The sequence below is a fragment of the Alloalcanivorax venustensis ISO4 genome (assembly GCF_015356855.1).
GTDB lineage: Bacteria > Pseudomonadota > Gammaproteobacteria > Pseudomonadales > Alcanivoracaceae > Alloalcanivorax > Alloalcanivorax venustensis.
The window spans coordinates 54,016-70,989 of the sequence record NZ_ARXR01000006.1 but is presented as its reverse complement, the minus strand read 5'-3'; the positions used below and the strand labels follow the sequence as shown (position 1 = coordinate 70,989).

General features: G+C 64.2%; 15 protein-coding genes and 1 tRNA gene. 11 read left to right on the top strand and 5 right to left on the bottom strand.

Features of this window, described 5'->3' with window-relative positions; genetic code table 11:
- Window positions 1-12: 12 nt before the first annotated feature.
- Complete coding sequence (locus ISO4_RS05265) at window positions 13-1,368, bottom strand: KamA family radical SAM protein (RefSeq protein ID WP_194855404.1); 1,356 nt, start codon at window positions 1,366-1,368, stop codon at window positions 13-15.
- 311 nt (window positions 1,369-1,679) lie between these two features.
- Between ISO4_RS05265 and ISO4_RS05260 the strand changes: the two genes are divergently transcribed.
- Both ISO4_RS05260 and ISO4_RS05255 read left to right on the top strand, forming a co-directional pair.
- Window positions 1,680-3,134 carry a phospholipase D-like domain-containing protein gene (locus ISO4_RS05260; protein WP_194855403.1) on the top strand — a complete coding sequence of 485 codons (1,455 nt, stop codon included), beginning with the start codon at window positions 1,680-1,682 and terminating at the stop codon, window positions 3,132-3,134.
- A 25-nt stretch (window positions 3,135-3,159) separates the two neighbouring features.
- On the top strand, window positions 3,160-3,651 hold the full coding sequence (locus ISO4_RS05255; RefSeq protein WP_194855402.1) for a hypothetical protein: 492 nt from the start codon (window positions 3,160-3,162) through the stop codon (window positions 3,649-3,651).
- Between the two features lie 17 nt (window positions 3,652-3,668).
- On the opposite strand, the gene ISO4_RS05250 is transcribed toward ISO4_RS05255, so the two are convergent.
- Window positions 3,669-3,848, bottom strand: coding sequence for a PLD nuclease N-terminal domain-containing protein (locus tag ISO4_RS05250; RefSeq protein ID WP_142948630.1), 180 nt, complete (start codon window positions 3,846-3,848; stop codon window positions 3,669-3,671).
- 138 nt (window positions 3,849-3,986) lie between these two features.
- Here ISO4_RS05250 and ISO4_RS05245 point away from each other — a divergent pair.
- The 5 genes from ISO4_RS05245 (at window position 3,987) to ISO4_RS05225 (ending at window position 6,912) form a co-directional block, all read left to right on the top strand.
- Window positions 3,987-4,063: transfer RNA gene (locus tag ISO4_RS05245), tRNA-Arg, on the top strand.
- A 104-nt stretch (window positions 4,064-4,167) separates the two neighbouring features.
- On the top strand, window positions 4,168-5,127 hold the full coding sequence (arsS, locus tag ISO4_RS05240) for an arsenosugar biosynthesis radical SAM (seleno)protein ArsS (RefSeq protein ID WP_194855401.1): 960 nt from the start codon (window positions 4,168-4,170) through the stop codon (window positions 5,125-5,127).
- Window positions 5,124-5,828, top strand: a complete 705-nt coding sequence (locus ISO4_RS05235; RefSeq protein ID WP_142948628.1) for a TIGR04283 family arsenosugar biosynthesis glycosyltransferase — start codon at window positions 5,124-5,126, stop codon at window positions 5,826-5,828. The genes arsS and ISO4_RS05235 overlap by 4 nt, the downstream gene beginning before the upstream one ends.
- A complete protein-coding gene (locus tag ISO4_RS05230; RefSeq protein ID WP_228547930.1) occupies window positions 5,818-6,450 on the top strand; it encodes a TIGR04282 family arsenosugar biosynthesis glycosyltransferase in 633 nt (210 codons plus the stop codon). The genes ISO4_RS05235 and ISO4_RS05230 overlap by 11 nt, the downstream gene beginning before the upstream one ends.
- Before the next feature lie 123 nt (window positions 6,451-6,573).
- Window positions 6,574-6,912, top strand: coding sequence for an Hpt domain-containing protein (locus ISO4_RS05225; protein WP_194855400.1), 339 nt, complete (start codon window positions 6,574-6,576; stop codon window positions 6,910-6,912).
- A gap of 555 nt (window positions 6,913-7,467) precedes the next feature.
- On the opposite strand, the gene fdxA is transcribed toward ISO4_RS05225, so the two are convergent.
- The 3 genes from fdxA to ISO4_RS05210 all read right to left on the bottom strand — a co-directional run bounded on the left by fdxA (window position 7,468) and on the right by ISO4_RS05210 (window position 11,554).
- Complete coding sequence (gene fdxA, locus ISO4_RS05220) at window positions 7,468-7,797, bottom strand: ferredoxin FdxA (protein WP_067612130.1); 330 nt, start codon at window positions 7,795-7,797, stop codon at window positions 7,468-7,470.
- Window positions 7,798-8,001: 204 nt separating this feature from the next.
- Complete coding sequence (gene mutS / locus ISO4_RS05215; protein WP_194855399.1) at window positions 8,002-10,557, bottom strand: DNA mismatch repair protein MutS; 2,556 nt, start codon at window positions 10,555-10,557, stop codon at window positions 8,002-8,004.
- A gap of 106 nt (window positions 10,558-10,663) precedes the next feature.
- The gene (locus ISO4_RS05210; RefSeq protein WP_194855398.1) at window positions 10,664-11,554 is read right to left on the bottom strand and encodes a helix-turn-helix transcriptional regulator; all 891 of its coding nucleotides are present in this window, start codon (window positions 11,552-11,554) and stop codon (window positions 10,664-10,666) included.
- 176 nt (window positions 11,555-11,730) lie between these two features.
- Between ISO4_RS05210 and ISO4_RS05205 the strand changes: the two genes are divergently transcribed.
- The 4 genes from ISO4_RS05205 to ISO4_RS05190 all read left to right on the top strand — a co-directional run bounded on the left by ISO4_RS05205 (window position 11,731) and on the right by ISO4_RS05190 (window position 16,967).
- Window positions 11,731-12,663: a metallophosphoesterase gene (locus tag ISO4_RS05205; RefSeq protein ID WP_194855397.1), complete on the top strand. Its 933-nt coding sequence runs from the start codon at window positions 11,731-11,733 to the stop codon at window positions 12,661-12,663.
- A gap of 128 nt (window positions 12,664-12,791) precedes the next feature.
- On the top strand, window positions 12,792-13,442 hold the full coding sequence (locus tag ISO4_RS05200) for a HEPN domain-containing protein (RefSeq protein ID WP_194855396.1): 651 nt from the start codon (window positions 12,792-12,794) through the stop codon (window positions 13,440-13,442).
- Window positions 13,443-13,576: 134 nt separating this feature from the next.
- Window positions 13,577-14,464, top strand: coding sequence for a restriction endonuclease (locus tag ISO4_RS05195; RefSeq protein WP_228547929.1), 888 nt, complete (start codon window positions 13,577-13,579; stop codon window positions 14,462-14,464).
- A 40-nt stretch (window positions 14,465-14,504) separates the two neighbouring features.
- Window positions 14,505-16,967: an HsdM family class I SAM-dependent methyltransferase gene (locus ISO4_RS05190; RefSeq protein WP_194855394.1), complete on the top strand. Its 2,463-nt coding sequence runs from the start codon at window positions 14,505-14,507 to the stop codon at window positions 16,965-16,967.
- Window positions 16,968-16,974 lie beyond the last annotated feature (7 nt).

Here is a 16,974-nt window from a genome sequence, read left to right as displayed (position 1 = left end):
CGGGCCGCGATCCTAGTCTTCCATCGCCGCCAGCTCGTCATCGAAGAAGAACTTGTCTTCGCCGAACGCCGGCTCCAGGTGGTTGAGCCAGGTGGCGTCCTCGTTGTACTTGGCGAAGAACGGGCGCTGTACCCAGTCCGGGTTGCGGCCCTGGATCAGGCGCAGCACGAACACTTTCTCGCCGGCGACTTCGGTGACGCCCTGGATTTCCACCTTGCCCGGGTGGCTGGACATGCTCGGGCCCCGGGCGGTGCGCGCCAGGCCGGAGACCTGCTTCATGGCGTCGCGGTAGATATTCCAGGCGCGGGCCAGCGGCACTTCGAAGTAGCGGCGCGCGCCGGTGTCCCGTTCCACGAACATGTAGTAGGGGACGATGCCCAGCTCCACCTGGGTCTGCCACAGGCGCGCCCAGTCGTCGGCATTGTCGTTGATGTGCGCGAGCAGCGGGCCCTGGGCGCGGATCTGGGCGCCGGTTTCGCGCACCCGGGCGATCGCTTCCCGGGCGATGGCCGGCTCCAGCTCGCGCCAGTGGTTGTAGTGGGCCATCAGCGCCAGGTGCTTGCCGGCGGCCTGCACTTCACGGAACAGGTCGAGCAGGTCGTCGGCGTCCTTGTCGGAGACTACCCGCTGGGGCCAGAAGGTGAGCGCCTTGGAGCCGATGCGGATGGTGCGGATCTGCTCCAGCTCCAGCAGCGGTTCGATGTGGGCGCGCAGGTTCTTGGTTTTCATCACCAGCGGGTCGCCGCCGGTGATCAGGATGTCGGTGATCTCCGGGTGCGCCTGCACATAGCGCTTGAGCTGGCCGGCTTCCTTGGTGGCGATCTTGAGATCGTTATCGCCGATGAACTGCGCCCAGCGGAAACAGAAGGTGCAGTAGCTGTGGCACACCTGGCCCTGGCTGGGGAAAAACAGCACCGTCTCGTTGTACTTGTGCTGAATGCCGTCGATCTTTTCGCCGTCCACTTCCGGAATGTTGTGTTCCATCTGCCCGGCGGGGTGCGGGTTGAGGGCCTCGCGGACCTCGGCCACGGCGGCGTCGATCTCCGCCTTGTCGCCGCCGCGCATGGCGTCGGCCACCTTGTCGAAGTGTTCCGGTGCGAGCATGCCTTTCTGCGGAAAGGTGAGCTGGTAGATCGGGTCGTCGGGCACCTTGTCCCAGTCGATCAGTTCCTCGATCACGTATTCGTTGACGCGGAACGGCAGCACGTTGGCCACCACGCGCATGGCGAAACGGGCGTCATCGTCGAGGCGCTGCAATTGTTCGATTTTGTCCAACTGGCGTGCGGTGAACACCTTGAAGCGGCGCGGCTCCTGGGTGGCCGGCTCCTGATGTTCACGCAGCGGAATAACCGTATTGGCTTCTGACATGGTTTTCGCTCCTGATCATGCGCCGACGGCGACAAGGGGCGCGCCGGTACACTGGCCGCTTCAACCAGCGTGGTTCATGTTATATCTGTCTGCGTCGGGGGCTGACCCCATGGCCTTTTGGGCCGGATAAGTACCCCTGCGGGCCGCAAGGGCCAGGGGTGGCGCGTCGTTAACGCGGCGGGTGTAAAGCGGCGCTATGGTATGCGTTTGCGCGGCCGAGCGCAAAACGGCGCCGCCGGGGACGGATGCGCGGCGGCCCTGGTGTATGCTGGGCCGCGTGCGGACGGGGAAGCAATCGGAAGGGAGAGAGCATGCAGGAATGGGTCGCCGGCGCGGCGTCGCTCGTGGAGTGGCTGATCGCCTGGCTACAGGTGTTCTGGCCCGCCATCGTCGCCACCGCCGGCGTGGTCGCGGCGGTCTGGGTGACGCTGCATGTGGCGCAGCACAAACGGGATGCCCGCGCCGCCGCGGCCTGGACCGGCCTGGTATGGCTGGTGCCGCTGGTCGGCGCCCTGCTGTATCTGCTGTTGGGGGTGAACCGCATACAGCGGCGCGCCCGCCAGCTCACCGGCGGCGGCGCCATTGATGCCGCCCTGAGCGCCGGCCGGGATCAGGGCACGCCGCTGCAATCCGACCGCCTGCGGGTGCTGGCGCGGCTGGTGGGGCGTCTCACCGGCCTGCCGCTTACCGGCGGTAACCGGGTCACGCTGCTGGAGGCCGGGCCGGCCCTGGCGGCGATGATCCAGGCGGTGGACCAGGCCCGTGACAGTGTGTTGCTGGCCACCTATATCTTCGGCAACGACGCCGCCGGCAAGCCGCTGGCGGAGGCCCTGGAGCGGGCGGTGGCGCGCGGCGTGACCGTGCGGGTGCTGGTGGACGGCGTCGGCGCGCTCTATTCGCTGCCGCCGATCACCCTGCGCCTGCGCCGCCGGGGCGTGCGCGTGGAGCGCTTTCTGCACTCCATCGCCCCCTGGCGAATGCCTTACCTGAACCTGCGCAACCACCGCAAACTGATGGTGGTGGACCGCTGCATCGGCTTCACCGGCGGTATGAACATCCGCGCCGGCTACCTGCGCGAGCCGGCACACATGCAGGACCTGCACGCCCGGGTGGAGGGCCCCGCGGTGGTGCATCTGCTGCGCAGCTTCGTCGCCGACTGGGCCTTTACCTGCGGCGAGACCCTGGATGACAACTACCTGGGCGCCCTGGAAGCGGGCGACACCCTGGCGCGCGGCATCAACGCCGGCCCGGACGCGGATTTCGACAAGCGCCGGCTGACGCTGTTGGCGGCGATCGGCGCCGCCGAGCACGAAGTGCGCATCGTCACGCCGTATTTCGTGCCCGACCAGACCCTGCTGGCGAGCCTGCAGCTGGCGTTGCTGAAAGGGGTGCGGGTGAACATCGTGGTGCCGCAAAAGAACAACCTGCGGCTGGTGCAGTGGGCCAGCCTGCACGCGCTTCGCTGGCTGGTGCGCGAAGGCGCGGAGCTGCATTTCTCGGCGCCGCCGTTCGATCACACCAAGCTGATGACGGTGGACGGCCACTGGGTGCTGCTGGGCTCGGGCAACTGGGACGCGCGCAGCCTGCGCCTTAACTTCGAATTCGATATGGAGTGTTATGATGACCCGCTGGCGGAGCAGGCCAACGATTTGATCGACCGCCGTCTGCGCGGCGCGCGCCGGGTCGGCGAGGCGGAGTTCCGTGCCATGGGCCGCTGGCGCCACGCGCGCAACGCGCTGGCGCACCTGTTCGAGCCCTATCTATAACCTTTTCTGGCAATGAGGATGTTGCATGCGTTTGCCCCGCGACCCGGAGCTTCCGGCCGGCCTGAAAACCCTGTCCCGATTGCAGTTCATCCACGGCTTCGTGGTGGTGGCGGTGGCCACCGCGATCTGGCTGCCGTCACCGACCGTGGCGCAATCCTGGGTGACGCTGGTGGCGTTGCTGGCGGCACTGCATCTGTTGCTGCAGGTGGGGCTCTATACGGGGTCGGCGCTGGCGCGGGAGGATGCCGGTCTGGTGCCGATGGCGGCGTTGCTGCTGGTGGCCGCCTGTGCCACGCCGTTTCTGCCGGCCTGGGCGTCCACGCCGCTGATGGCGGTGGCGGTGATGCTGCTGTTTCTGATGGAGAAGGTGGGCGCGGTCCGCGAACACTGGCCCCAGGCCTGGCTACGCGGGCGCAAACAGCATATGCAGTTTCTGATGGTGTCGCTTGGCAGTGTGGGCTTCTGGCTGATCAGCCAGGACAATCAGGCGCTGATAAAGGCGGCGACCGGCGGATAGCGCCGGCCGCCGTGGCGCTACTTCTTGACCGGTGAGCCCGGGCCCAACAGCGCCCATATCACCAGGCCGATCACCGGCAGTACCAGTACCAGGATCACCCACAGAATCTTCTCGCCGGTGGAGGCGCCGGACTGAACGATCTTGATGATCGCCAGAATATCCAGCACCAGAATGATTAAGCCGAGTATCTTGCTCATGTGCCCGCTCCCTAGGTTCATAGAATGGATACCCCGACGCTAACCACACTCGCCGCCCCGGTAAACCAAACGAAGGTAAAAGCCCGTAAACCCACGAACTGGCATCAAGCGCCAAGATAATTACAATACCAACCCTCAGCTCCGGTAGCTCAGTTGGATAGAGCAAGCGCCTCCTAAGCGCTAGGTCGCAGGTTCGACTCCTGCTCGGGGCGCCATCTTTCCTCGGTTTTTCGGATAAACCTCGCCGGAGCCCCCTGTTTGACGTAACGTTTCCCCTGAACGTGCATCCATGGGCGTATTGGAAGTAGAGGAGCGCACCATGAAGGACACCCGAGGGCTTTTGCTCCGCAGTGGTACCGACTTCCCGGCGCTGCGCCGGCGCCACACCAGCATTCTGCAGGTCAATCTCGGCTATCTGTGCAATATGAGCTGCGTGCACTGCCACGTGAACGCGGGCCCGACGCGCACCGAAATGATGGAGCGCGAGACCATTGAGCAGATCATCCAGGTGCTGGACCGGGGCCGCGTGGAGGTGCTGGACCTGACCGGCGGCGCCCCGGAAATGAACCCGCATTTCCGCGATCTGGTGCGCGCCGCCCGGGCCCGCGGCGTCACCGTGATCGACCGTTGCAACCTGACCATCCTGCTGGAGGACGGCTATCAGGATCTGCCGGCGTTTCTGGCGGAGCAGGGCGTGCAGATCGTGGCGTCGCTGCCCTGTTACCTGGAAGAGAACGTCAACGAGCAGCGCGGTAAGGGCGTGTACAGCAGCAGCATCGAGGCGATCCGGCGCCTGAACGCGGTCGGCTACGGCGACCCGGCGCTGCCCCTGGACTTGGTGTACAACCCGGTGGGCGCCCATCTGCCGCCGCCGCAGGCGGCCCTGGAGGCGGACTACCACCGCGAGCTGGACGCGCGCTTCGGGGTGCGCTTCAACCGCCTGCTGACCATCACCAATATGCCCATCAGCCGCTTCGGCGCGGTGCTGCTGGCGCATAACCAGTTCAACGATTACATGCAGTTGTTGCGCGACAACTACAATCGCGACAATCTTGAAGCCGTGATGTGCCGGAATACCCTGAGCGTGGATTATCAGGGTTACCTGTACGATTGTGACTTCAACCAGATGCTGGATATGCCCCAGGGGCACCATGATCGGCGCCCCCACGTCAGCGAGCTGCTCGACGCCGACAAGGAAGGCGAGCCGGTGTACGTGGCCGATCATTGCTTCGGGTGCACCGCGGGGTCCGGCAGTAGCTGTGGAGGCGCTTTGGGATGAACCTGAGTGTGGTAATTCCGGTGCTCGACGAGGCGAAATGTCTGGGGCCGTTCCTGGAGATGCTTCGTGAACGCCTGGGCGAGGGCGATCAGATCATCGTGGTGGACGGCGGCAGCAGCGACAACAGCGCGCTGATCGCCCGTGAGCACGCCGACCTGGTGCTGCACTGCGACCGTGGCCGGGCCCGGCAGATGAACCTGGGCGCCGAGCGCGCCGAAGGCGACTGGCTGTGGTTCCTGCACGCCGACTGCGGCCGGGTGGTGCGCGGTCACATCCGCGCCCTGAGAGCGCTGCCCGAGGACGCCGTCTGGGGCCGCTTCGACGTGCGCCTGTCCGGCAATCACCGCCTGTTCCCGCTGATCGGCCATGCCATGAATATCCGCTCGCGCTGGACCGGCATCGCCACCGGCGACCAGGGCATCTTCGTGCGGCGCGACCAATTCCTGGAAATGGGCGGTTTCCCGATGCAGCCGCTGATGGAAGACGTGGCGCTGAGCCAGCGTCTGCGCCGCCTGGCGGCGCCCGCCTGCCTGCGTCCGCGGCTGGTGGCCGACAGCCGGCGCTGGGAGGAACACGGCGTGTGGCGCACCATGATGCTGATGTGGCAGCTGCGCTGGCGCTACTGGCGCGGCGAGGACCCGGCCCGGCTGCACCGCGACTACTACCGCCAACATTACCGTCAGCAGCACCATGGCGGCTGAGCGCGCGCCCGCCATGGATACCCTGCTGCTGGTCTTCGCCCGGGCCCCGCGCCGGGGCAGGGTGAAGACCCGCCTGGTGCCCGAACTGGGCGAGGACACCGCCCTGGATGTACACCAGCGCCTGCTCGACCGCACCCTGCGGGAGGCCGCCGCCTTTCCCGGCCGCGCCAGGCTGATGCTCGACGATCATGACGACCGGCTCGCCGCCCACGCCCGGGAAATCGGCCTGGAGGTGGGGCTGCAGCACGGCGGCGGACTCGGCGAGCGCATGAACGCGGCACTGCGGGACGGCCTGCAAGAGGCGCCACGTGTGCTGCTGGTGGGCAGCGATTGCCCGGTGCTGGACCAGACCTACCTGGCACTGGCCGTGGACGGGCTCGACAACGCCCGGGTGGTGCTGGGCGCCAGCGAGGACGGCGGCTATGTGTTGATCGGCGGCAGCGACGCCTCGGTCTGGCACGACGGACGCTTCGAAGGGGTGCGCCTGGGCACCGATTACGCCATGGCCGATACGCTGGTGGCGCTCAACGACGTGGCCCCGGTGACCGTATTGCCGCCCCTTTGGGACGTGGATATCCCCGAGGACGTGACCCGCGCCCGCAACCTGGGTGTGTTGCCCTGAGTCCCATTCCCGGTACTTCCGGCTTCCTGAACCCCGCGCTTCCGGCTTAGTATATTGGCCTTCCAGGTGGTCCTTTAGGCTTATCATCGGAATCCGGGCCGCCTTCAATCAAGGGAGTGAGACATGGAACAGCCACCGGTGCTCGACAGCGCCGTTATCAATGAACTTCGAGAAATCATGGGGGGCGACTTCGACACCCTGGTCGCCTCCTACATCCGCGATGGCGGTCAGCGCCTGCAAGCCCTCCACGACGCCCTCGCCGCCGGCGACGCCGAAGCCGTCCGGCAGCAGGCGCACAGCTTCAAAGGCAGCAGCGGCAATCTCGGTGCGTTGCGGGTAACGGGCATCTGCCTGGAAATCGAGCAATACGCCCGCGAGCGGGACCTGGCCGCCGCCGGCACCCTGATGGAGGCCTTGGAAAATCAGTTCCAGAAGTCCTGCGACGCCCTCGGCGCCTGTTGAGCGGGCAAAAAAAACCCCTCATCCAAAGGGGGTGGATGAGGGGGGGTTGTGAGCGCTATTGCTAGCGCCTTGGGGGGATACCATTTATCTAATCAAAAGGTTACATGTCCCACTTTGCCCATGCTGTAAAAAGCCGTGAGCGATTGTAAAACTTGGCGGCTTTGTGGCACCGCTGTGTGTCCCGGAGGCCTTAAGGCACCGGAACAGCCTGCTGAAATGCTCTGAGTTTGTAAGCAATATCTTACAAGACTGTAAGCATTTCTACCAATCTTCTGTCCTCGGATGCCGTCAATTTTTATCGGCGAATTCGCTAAGCTATTGATATACCTGGGGAAGAGCCGAAAGAGCTCATTTCTTGTCCGCAGTTTTTATATATCTTTAACCCTTGCCGGCCTCCGCGATTGCTATAGTGCCTCCCGTGCTCATGGAGAAGAGCACACGGAAAGCTAGGGACGGTGGACACGGAGGTTCTAGGTGAGCGCAATCGGGTAAGGAACACTCGACGCAAAAAGGGCGGCAGGATGCCGCCCTTTCTTATTTCAGGCTACCCGCCGATTACCACTCGCGGGCGAGCTTTTCCTTCTTGTTGGGGACACCGTCCCACTCTTCCGCATCGTCCGGGGAGTCCTTCATCTCGGTGATGTTGGGCCACTTCTCCGCCAGCTCCGCGTTGATTTCCAGGAAATCCTGCTGGTCGTCGGGCAACTCGTCTTCCGAGAAGATGGCGTTCACCGGGCATTCGGGCTCGCACAGGGCGCAGTCGATGCATTCGTCCGGGTGAATCACCAGGAAGTTGGGGCCTTCATAGAAACAGTCCACCGGACATACTTCCACGCAGTCCGTGTGTTTGCAGTTGATGCAGTTTTCACCTACTACGAACGTCATAGCCTGTCCTCGCCAGGTGTATTCTCTTTCCAGGGCCAGCACTGAATTCTATCAGATCACCGGCCCGCTTGGGGTATATCGCCAGGGGCGCCAGCCGCTCGGCGCGTGACCCTCCCTCGGGGCCGCGCTAGTCTACCCGACTGTGCCGGGCTGGCAAGCGCCGCGGGCACCGCGATTGACCGAAGTGGTCAATGCCGCGGTTTATCAGTGGTCGCTTAACTGCTTCAGGCGGTAGAGCGCCTCCAGGGCCTGGCGCGGCGTCAGATCATCCGGGTCCAGATCCCGCAGCGCTTTATCCACCTCGCTGATGGCACCGAACATGTCCGCCTGGGCGGGTGCTTCGGAGTGGGCCGCCGGCACCGGCCGCTCACCGCTTTCCAGCTCCGCCAGCTTGTCCGCCGCCTGACGGATCACGCCGGCGGGCACCCCGGCCAGCTGCGCCACCTGCAGGCCGTAGCTGCGGCTCGCCGGCCCTTCCTGTACCCGGTGCAGGAAGACGATGCGGTTGTTGTGCTCGCTGGCGGTGAGATGGGCGTTGTAGACGCCGGGCAGATGCTCCGGCAGCTGCGTCAGCTCGAAGTAATGGGTGGCGAACAACGTGTAGGCGCGCAGATTGCGGGCCAGATGCTCCGCCGCCGCCCACGCCAGGCTGAGGCCGTCGAAGGTGCTGGTGCCACGGCCGATCTCATCCATCAACACCAGGCTTTCCGGCGTGGCGTTATTGAGGATGTTGGCCGTTTCCGACATCTCCACCATAAAGGTGGAACGGCCGCCGGCCAAATCGTCGGACGAGCCGATGCGGGTAAAGATGCGATCGATCTTGCCGATGCGGGCGCTGGCGGCGGGCACCGCGCTGCCGATGTGGGCGAGCAGGGCGATCAGCGCCGTCTGGCGCATGTAGGTGGACTTACCGCCCATGTTCGGGCCGGTGATGATCACCATGCGGCGCTGATCGTCCAGCTGCAGGCTGTTGGGCACGAAGGCGTCGTCCATCACCTGTTCCACCACCGGGTGGCGGCCGTCGACGATCTCGATGCCCGGCTCGTCCACCAGATTGGGGCGCACCCAGTTCAGGGTTTCCGCCCGCTCCGCCAGACACGCCAGCACGTCCAGCTCGGCCACCGCCGCGGCGCTCGCCTGCAGTGGGCCGAGATCGGCGGCCAGCTCCTCGATCAGCGCTTCGTAAAGCCGCTTCTCCAGGTTCAGCGCCTTGCTGGACGCGGACAGCGCCTTGTCCTCGAACTCCTTCAGCTCCGGTGTGATAAAGCGCTCGGCGTTCTTCAGCGTCTGGCGGCGCTGGTAATCCACCGGCGCCTGGTCCGCCTCGCGGCGGGACAGCTCGATGTAATAGCCGTGCACCCGGTTGTACTTGACCCGCAGCGTGGAAAAGCCGGTGCGCTCGCGCTCACGGGTTTCAATATCCACCAGCACCGCGCCGGCGTTCTCGCTGATCGAACGCAACTCGTCCAGCTCTTCGCTGTAGCCCGGCGCGATCACGCCACCGTCGCGGATCAGCATGGGCGGGTTCTCGATCACCGCCCGCGCCAGCAGCGCCACTTTATCCGGGAAATCGCTGAGCCGGTCGTGCAGCCCCTGGAACACCGCGTCGTCGGGCAGGGCGGCGTGCAGCTCGGGCAGCGCGCACAGGCTGATGTGCAGTCGCGTCAGATCGCGGGGCCGGGCGGAGCGCAGCGCCACCCGGCCGAGAATCCGTTCCATATCGCCGATCCGGTCCAGCACCTGGCGGGCGGACTCGAAGCGCCAGCCGTCGCGCAGCGCGGCGATGCGGTCCTGACGCTCGCCGAGCACCGAGCGGTCGCGCAGCGGCCGGTGCACCCAGCGCTTGAGCAACCGCGAACCCATGGCCGTCTCGGTGCTGTCCAGCACCCAGGCCAGGGACGGCTCCTCCTGGCCGGTGAGCGTTTCGGTGAGCTCCAGATTGCGGCGCGTGGCGGCGTCCATGGCGACGCCGTCGTCGAACGCCTCCAGGGTCAGCCCGGTGACGTGGGGCAGGTCGCTGCGCTGGGTTTCCCGGGCGTACTGCAACAGCGCCCCGGCCGCCGCCACCGACGCCGGGGTGGGCTGGCCGAAGCCGGACAAATCCTGCACCTGGAACTGCTGGCAAAGCTGCCGGCGCGCGCCCTCCGCGTCGAAATCCCAGGGCGGCCGCTGCCGGCAACCGGGCCGCTGGCTCAGCGGGCCCGGCAGGCCGTGATCCTCGCTGATCAACAGCTCCGCCGGCTGCCAGCGCTCCAACAGCGCCTGCAGTTGCTCATGGCCGTCCACCTGCGTCACCACGAAGCGCCCGGCGGCCACGTCCAGGCTGGCGGCGCCGATGCGCGGCCCGTCCTCATAGAGCGCGCACAGCAGCGTGTCGCGGCGCTCCTCCAGCAACGCCTCGTCGCTCACCGTCCCCGGCGTCACGATGCGCACCACCTTGCGCTCCACCGGCCCCTTGGCCAGCGCCGGATCGCCGATCTGCTCGCAGATCACCACTGACTCGCCCAACTTCACCAGCCGCGCCAGATAGCCCTCGGCGGCGTGGTAGGGAATCCCCGCCATGGGAATCGGCTTGCCGTTGCTCTGCCCGCGCTGCGTCAGGGTGATATCCAGCAGGCGGGCCGCCTTCTGGGCGTCGCCGAAAAACAGCTCGTAAAAATCCCCCATCCGGTAGAACAGCAGCTGATCTGGATGGTTGGCCTTCAGGCCGAGGTATTGGCGCATCATGGGCGTATGCCCGGAGAGGTCGTCCATTGCCATAAGCGCGGTATCGCCTGTTTTCTGAAGAGTGGTGGCGCCCCGGCGGGTAACGGGACGTAAGCGGGGCAGAATAGCAAACCCTTGGGCGGGGCTCTATTGGTGGCGGCTAGCCGGGCATAACCGCCCAGTGCTCCACCTCATCCCGATTCAGAACCACCACCTGCTGTGCCTCCGGCGAGCGATGGTCCGCCGGCGTATCCACCCGCAGCTGCTGGAGCAGATAACTCACCAGGGCCCCGCGGGTCTCGAGGCGCAGTTCACCGTGCTGCATACCGTAATCCCGCTCGATCAGGGCCTGCTGCGGCGGCGATAAGCGAGGATCTGGCCCCAGGCGCACGACGACTCGGGTCCGCCAGGCCTCGTCGTCTTCGGCGCCACGGTCCCCGTGCAGCACCAGCTCGGGCCGGTCGCTGATCCGGCTGAGTACGAAATCCCGAAAGTCCCCGTTCTTCTCGCACCAGGCGCGGACGTGCCAGCGGTAGCCGGTGTGCACCACGGTGTGCGGCTGGATCACCCGGAACTCCGGCTCCGGGTTCGCCAGCGACGCGTATTCGATCTCCACTCGCTTGCCTTCCCGGCAGGCCTGCAACACCGGCCGCAACACCGCCGGACGCAGATCCCGGGCCGGGGGCAGCAGCACCTCGGTGTTGAGCTCGCGCACCGTCAGCGACTCAAAGGAACAGGCCAGGTCCTCCCGGGCGTGCATCATTTGCAGGTACTCGTCGGCGACGCCCTGGGTGAACACCGGCTTGAACGCCTCCGTGGGGCGGTAGCCCTTGAGGAAGCGGTCATACGTCAGATTGTCCGGCCCGTAATCCGCCAGATAGGTATTGATGTCCTTGCTGGCCTGCTGGCGCCCGATGCCGAAGGCACGCATCAGATGATTGGTGGTGAGCCGGCCCTCCCAGAGCGCCATCACCTCGATCAACCTGTAGCGCAGTAACAGATCCCAACGTACCGGCCATGCACCGGCGCTTTTGCGGCTAACGCGAGCCATGGCACTCTCCCTCTTTATTGGTTGGCATGGCGACCTGCCTGAAAACTGGACGTGTTCATGTAGCCAGTATAGATGTGTCGTCACTGAAGTCATAGAGTGGCGGATGTCACGGATGGACACCATCTAGGATAGATACTGGGGCAGGGATGCCACCTTTCGAATTACGAGGACGCACGATGTACGACATCATTGGCGACATCCACGGCCACGCGGAACCCCTGAAGCGGTTGCTGCACCGGCTGGGCTACACGGAAACCCGGGGCGTGTGGCGGCACCCGACCCGCAAGGCGCTGTTCCTGGGCGACTACATCGACCGCGGGCCCGAGCAACTGGAGGTGGTGCGCGTCGTGCGTGCCATGGTCGAAGCCGGCGAAGCGCTGGCGATCATGGGCAACCATGAGTTCAACGCGGTGGCCTGGGCCACGCCGGACCCGTCGCAACCCGGTGAGTACCTGCGCCCGCACTCCGCCAAGAACCGCCACCAGCATCAAGCCTTCCTGGAGCAAATCGGGCAGTACCCGGACCTCCACGAAGAGGTGCTGGACTGGTTCCGCACCCTGCCGCTGTACCTGGACCTGCCGGAGTTCCGCGCGGTGCACGCCTGCTGGCACCCGGCGCACATCGACACGCTCGACACCTGGCTGGACGACCACGCGAGACTGCCCGCCGACGCCTGGGCACCCGCCGCCATCGAAGGCCACGCACTGTTCGCGGCCGTGGAAACCACCCTCAAAGGCCTGGAGATCGAACTGCCCGAAGGCGAAGGCTTTCACGACAAAGACGGCCAGGCCCGGCGACACATCCGCACCCGCTGGTGGCAAACCGCGCCGGCCACCTATCTCGACGTGGCCCTGGTGCCCGACACCACACTGCACGCGATCCCCGACCTGCCCGTGGCCGACGGCGTGCTCCCCGGCTACGCCAACGACAAGCCCGTGTTCGTCGGGCACTACTGGTTCCAGGGCAGACCCCAGCCCCTGACCGACCACGTCGCCTGCCTGGATTACAGCGTTGCCGCCCGCCACGGCGGGCGCCTGGCCGCCTACCGCTGGGACGGCGCCGGGCCGCTCAGCGAGGCAAATTTCGTCTGGGTGGAGGCAGCGATATGAAGGTAATCACCTATTCCTTCCGATGTGATAAGGTTCTCAAAAAAGCCGGCACACCGGCATAGGGAACCGACGACAGAATGAGTCCGCCAATAAACGTCGGTCCGCCAAGGTGGGCATTTGGAGGGGAAATGGGGAGCACCCACAAAGAACTGAAGGCGCGCCAGCGCGCCGAGCGCGAAAACTACCCGGAGAATCTGAGCCTGCGCGTGCATCGCGCCTTGAGCTGGCTCGACCGTGCCGAACAGGAAGACGACCCGGACAGTCGCTTCATCTTCCTGTGGATCGCCTTCAACGCCGCCTACGCCACGGAAATCGACGACCGCGTCCACCTCAACGAACAGGCCACCTTCAACAGCTTCCTGCGGAAACTGTGCGACCTGGACGGCGAAAAGCGCTTCGACGAGCTGGTGTGGAACGCCTACCCGAACGCGATCCGCGTCCTGTTGGATAACCCCTACGTGTTCCCCTGCTTCTGGAACCACCAGAAAGGCTACCTGACCGAAGAACAGTGGAAGCGCAGCTTCGACGGCGCCAAGAAAGCGGCGCATTCAGCCCTGGCCGAGCAGAACACTCCGATGGTGCTCTCCATCGTCTTCAGTCGCATCTACACACTGAGAAACCAGATCATGCACGGCGGCGCCACCTGGGGCGGCAAAGTCAATCGCGACCAGATTCGCGACTGCGTGGCGATCCTGGCGGACCTGGTGCCGGTTGTGATTGAGGTGATGATGGATAACGCCGGGGCGCTTTGGGGTGAGGCGAGTTATCCGGTTGTTTGATATGACGGGAACACCGGCTTCGGTGTGATAGAGTTTCCGGCTGATAATAAGAGGCTGGATGACGACGCTCCGCGCCGATAGCCCGCCCGAAAGATTGAGGAGCCACCGTGTCGATTCCGGATTTTCAAACTGTAATGCGTCCCGTGCTGGAGTCGGTCCGCCACGGGCAGCCCCTGGCCCTGGGGGACGTGCGGCAACACGTGGCGAATGCCTTTCAGCTCACCGAAGAAGAGCGCAAGCAGCGTCTCCCCTCCGGCCGCCAAACGGTAATCAATAACCGGGTCGGCTGGGCGCGGACCTACCTGAACAAGGCCGGCCTGCTGCATATTCCCCAGCGTGGCATGGTGGAAATCACCGACCGGGGTCAGGCTGCGCTGGCCAATGGCCCTGATCGGATCACCGTCCGCTGGCTCAAACAGTTCCCTGAGTTTGAGCGCTTTCACAGTCACACTCCCAAGGACAAGACTGACGACAGCCAGGATATGGCCGACGACCTGGACCAGACCACCCCGGACGAACGCCTGGCCGAGGCCCATCAGTCCCTGATGGAAGCCCTGGCTGACGAGATTCTGACTCAGGTGCGCCAGTCCTCGCCCCAATTCTTTGAGCAGTTGGTGGTCGACCTCATGCTGGCCATGGGCTACGGCGGCTCCCGCAAGGAAGCCGGGCAGGCCACCCAGCTCACCAACGACGACGGCATCGACGGCACCATCAAGGAAGACAAGCTGGGTCTGGATGTGATCTACCTCCAGGCCAAGCGCTGGGCCAATACGGTCCACCGCCCAGAGATCGATAAGTTTATCGGGGCGCTCACCCGTCAGGGCGCCCGCAAGGGAGTCTTCATCACCACCTCCGATTTCTCCCCGGGCGCCCGTGAGGCCGCTAACGGCCTGAGCATGAAGGTGGTGCTGCTCGATGGCCGGGAACTAGCGCAACTGATGGTGGAGAACAACCTGGGTGTGAGTATCAAACAGGTCTATGAAGTGAAGCAGATTGACAGTGACTACTTTAGTGAAGAGTAGCTTTTCCCCAACGCATTAAGCCCAAGCGGAGCGTAAACACATGGCAATCAAGAAATCCGAACTTTATTCCTCCCTCTGGGCCTCCTGCGACGAACTGCGCGGAGGTATGGACGCGTCTCAGTACAAGGACTATGTCCTGTTCATGCTGTTCATCAAGTACATCTCGGACAAGTACGCGGATTCCGACGATTTCGCGCCGCCGGTGGTGATCCCGAAGGGCGCCAGTTTTAAGGACATGATCCAGCTCAAGGGTAAGAGCGATATCGGCGACAAAATCAATATTCAGATTATCCAGCCGCTGATCGATAACAACGCTCGCTTGGCGCGCAGTGACTTCCCAGACTTCAACGATCCCAACAAGCTTGGCGAAAACAAAGCCATGGTTGACCGGCTCACTAACTTGATTGGTATCTTTCAAAAGCCGGAGCTGGATTTCGCCAAGAATCGGGCTGAACACGACGACATCCTCGGCGATGCCTACGAATACCTCATGCGGCATTTCGCCAGCGAAAGCGGCAAGAGCAAGGGTCAGTTCTACACTCCTTCGGAAGTCAGCCGGGTGATCGCCCAGGTCATCGGTATCTCGCCCGAAAATGCCGTGGGCGCCACCACGGTTTATGACCCGACGTGTGGGTCGGGCTCCTTGCTGCTCAAGGTGGCGGCCGAGGCGGGCAAGCGAATTACCCTGGAAGGGCAGGAGAAGGACGTGACCACCGCCGGCCTCGCCCGCATGAACATGATCCTGCACGACTTTCCCGGCGCCAATATTGTCCAGGGGGACACCCTGGCGAACCCCAAATTTCTTGATGGCGAAAAGCTACGTACCTACGACTACGTAGTGGCCAATCCGCCGTTCTCCGACAAGGCCTGGAGTACCGGCCTGACGGCGGAAGACGACGCCTACCAGCGCTTCAGTTGGGGCGTGCCGCCCGCCAAGCAGGGCGACTACGCCTACCTGCTGCACATCGTCCGCTCCATGAACAGCGCCGGCAAAGGCGCGGTGATCCTGCCCCACGGCGTGCTTTTCCGGGGCAACGCCGAGGCGGTGATCCGCAAGCAATTGGTGCGCTCGGGCATTCTCAAGGGCATTATCGGCCTGCCGGCGAACCTCTTCTATGGCACCGGCATCCCCGCCTGCATCCTGGTGCTGGACAAGGACAACGCCCAGGGAAGGAAAGGCATTTTCATGATCGATGCCTCGAAAGGCTTTATCAAAGACGGCAACAAGAACCGCCTGCGCGAGCAGGACATCCACCGCATGGTGGATACCTTCAAGAAGCAAATGGACGTAACGCGCTACGCCCGAATGGTGCCCTTCGATGAAATCGCCGACGCCAAAAACGACTTCAACCTCAACCTGCCGCGCTATATCGACACCAGCGAACCGGAAGACCGCCACGACATCCACGCCCACCTGAACGGCGGCATCCCCGAGCGGGATATCGACGGCGACCCGAACGCCATCCCGCCCATGCCGGGCCTAGCCGCCTACTGGCAGGTCTTCCCCGCGCTGCGCAGAGCCTTGTTCCAACCCAACCGCCATCCGGGCTACGCCGACCCGGCGGTGGACGCTACCGCCATTAAGTCCACGATTCTGGAACACCAAGAGTTTGCCCGCTTCCGCCAGCAAGTCATGGGCCTGTTCAAGGACTGGCGCCAGCGCAACACCCCGCGCCTCAAGGCCTTTGGCGTAGACGGCCAACCCAAGGCACTGATCACCGAAGTGGGCGAAGACCTGCTCGACAGCTTTCGCCGGGCACCCCTGCTGGATCCCTACGACATCTACCAACACCTGATGGACTACTGGTACGAGACCTTGCAGGACGACGCCTACGAAATCGCCGCCGACGGCTGGGTAGCCAAAACCCGCCGCATTAAAGAAGAAATCACCAGCGGCAAGAAAAAAGGCCAGATGAAAGACAAAGGCTGGACCTGCGACCTGCTGTCTAAGCCCTATATCGTGGAGCACTACTTCGCCGACCAACAGGCCGAGCTGGATGCCCTGCAAACCGAACAGGAAACACTCGCCAGCCAACTGACCGAGCTGGAAAAAGAGCACAGCGGCGAAGACGGCGCCTTTGCCGAGTTGGACAAAATCAACAGGGGCGAAGTCAACAAACGCCTTAGGGAAATAAAAAAGAACCCCGACTACGCCGAGGAAGCCAAGATCCTCAAACAGTGGAGCGATTTGGAAAAGCGCCAAAGCGAACTGAAAAAGCAGATCAAGGAACAGGACGCCGAGCTCGATCAGCTCGCCTACGAGCACTACCCCAAACTCAACGAAGCCGACATCAAAACCCTGGTGGTGGACCACAAATGGCTCACCGCCCTGGAAGCCGCCGTACAGGGCGAACTGGAACGCGTCTCCCAAACCCTCACCAGCCGCGTACGCCAACTGACCGAACGCTACGCCACGCCCCTGCCGCAAATCACCCAGCGGGTGGAGGAGCTTTCGTCCAAAGTGGACGAGCACCTGAAAAGGATGGGGGTTGAGTGGGTATGAATCGGGA

Excerpts from the sequence above, each read along its gene's own strand:
- ISO4_RS05255 (WP_194855402.1), top strand. The coding sequence starts at position 3,160 with ATGCGTTTGCCCCGCGACCCGGAGCTTCCGGCCGGCCTGAAAACCCTG.
- ISO4_RS05235 (WP_142948628.1), top strand. The coding sequence starts at position 5,124 with ATGAACCTGAGTGTGGTAATTCCGGTGCTCGACGAGGCGAAATGTCTG.
- ISO4_RS05195 (WP_228547929.1), top strand. The coding sequence starts at position 13,577 with ATGCGTCCCGTGCTGGAGTCGGTCCGCCACGGGCAGCCCCTGGCCCTG.
- ISO4_RS05225 (WP_194855400.1), top strand. The coding sequence starts at position 6,574 with ATGGAACAGCCACCGGTGCTCGACAGCGCCGTTATCAATGAACTTCGA.
- ISO4_RS05200 (WP_194855396.1), top strand. The coding sequence starts at position 12,792 with ATGGGGAGCACCCACAAAGAACTGAAGGCGCGCCAGCGCGCCGAGCGC.
- ISO4_RS05210 (WP_194855398.1), bottom strand. The coding sequence starts at position 11,554 with ATGGCTCGCGTTAGCCGCAAAAGCGCCGGTGCATGGCCGGTACGTTGG.
- ISO4_RS05230 (WP_228547930.1), top strand. The coding sequence starts at position 5,818 with ATGGCGGCTGAGCGCGCGCCCGCCATGGATACCCTGCTGCTGGTCTTC.
- mutS (WP_194855399.1), bottom strand. The coding sequence starts at position 10,557 with ATGGCAATGGACGACCTCTCCGGGCATACGCCCATGATGCGCCAATAC.
- ISO4_RS05250 (WP_142948630.1), bottom strand. The coding sequence starts at position 3,848 with ATGAGCAAGATACTCGGCTTAATCATTCTGGTGCTGGATATTCTGGCG.
- arsS (WP_194855401.1), top strand. The coding sequence starts at position 4,168 with ATGAAGGACACCCGAGGGCTTTTGCTCCGCAGTGGTACCGACTTCCCG.
- ISO4_RS05260 (WP_194855403.1), top strand. The coding sequence starts at position 1,680 with ATGCAGGAATGGGTCGCCGGCGCGGCGTCGCTCGTGGAGTGGCTGATC.
- ISO4_RS05205 (WP_194855397.1), top strand. The coding sequence starts at position 11,731 with ATGTACGACATCATTGGCGACATCCACGGCCACGCGGAACCCCTGAAG.
- ISO4_RS05190 (WP_194855394.1), top strand. The coding sequence starts at position 14,505 with ATGGCAATCAAGAAATCCGAACTTTATTCCTCCCTCTGGGCCTCCTGC.
- fdxA (WP_067612130.1), bottom strand. The coding sequence starts at position 7,797 with ATGACGTTCGTAGTAGGTGAAAACTGCATCAACTGCAAACACACGGAC.
- ISO4_RS05265 (WP_194855404.1), bottom strand. The coding sequence starts at position 1,368 with ATGTCAGAAGCCAATACGGTTATTCCGCTGCGTGAACATCAGGAGCCG.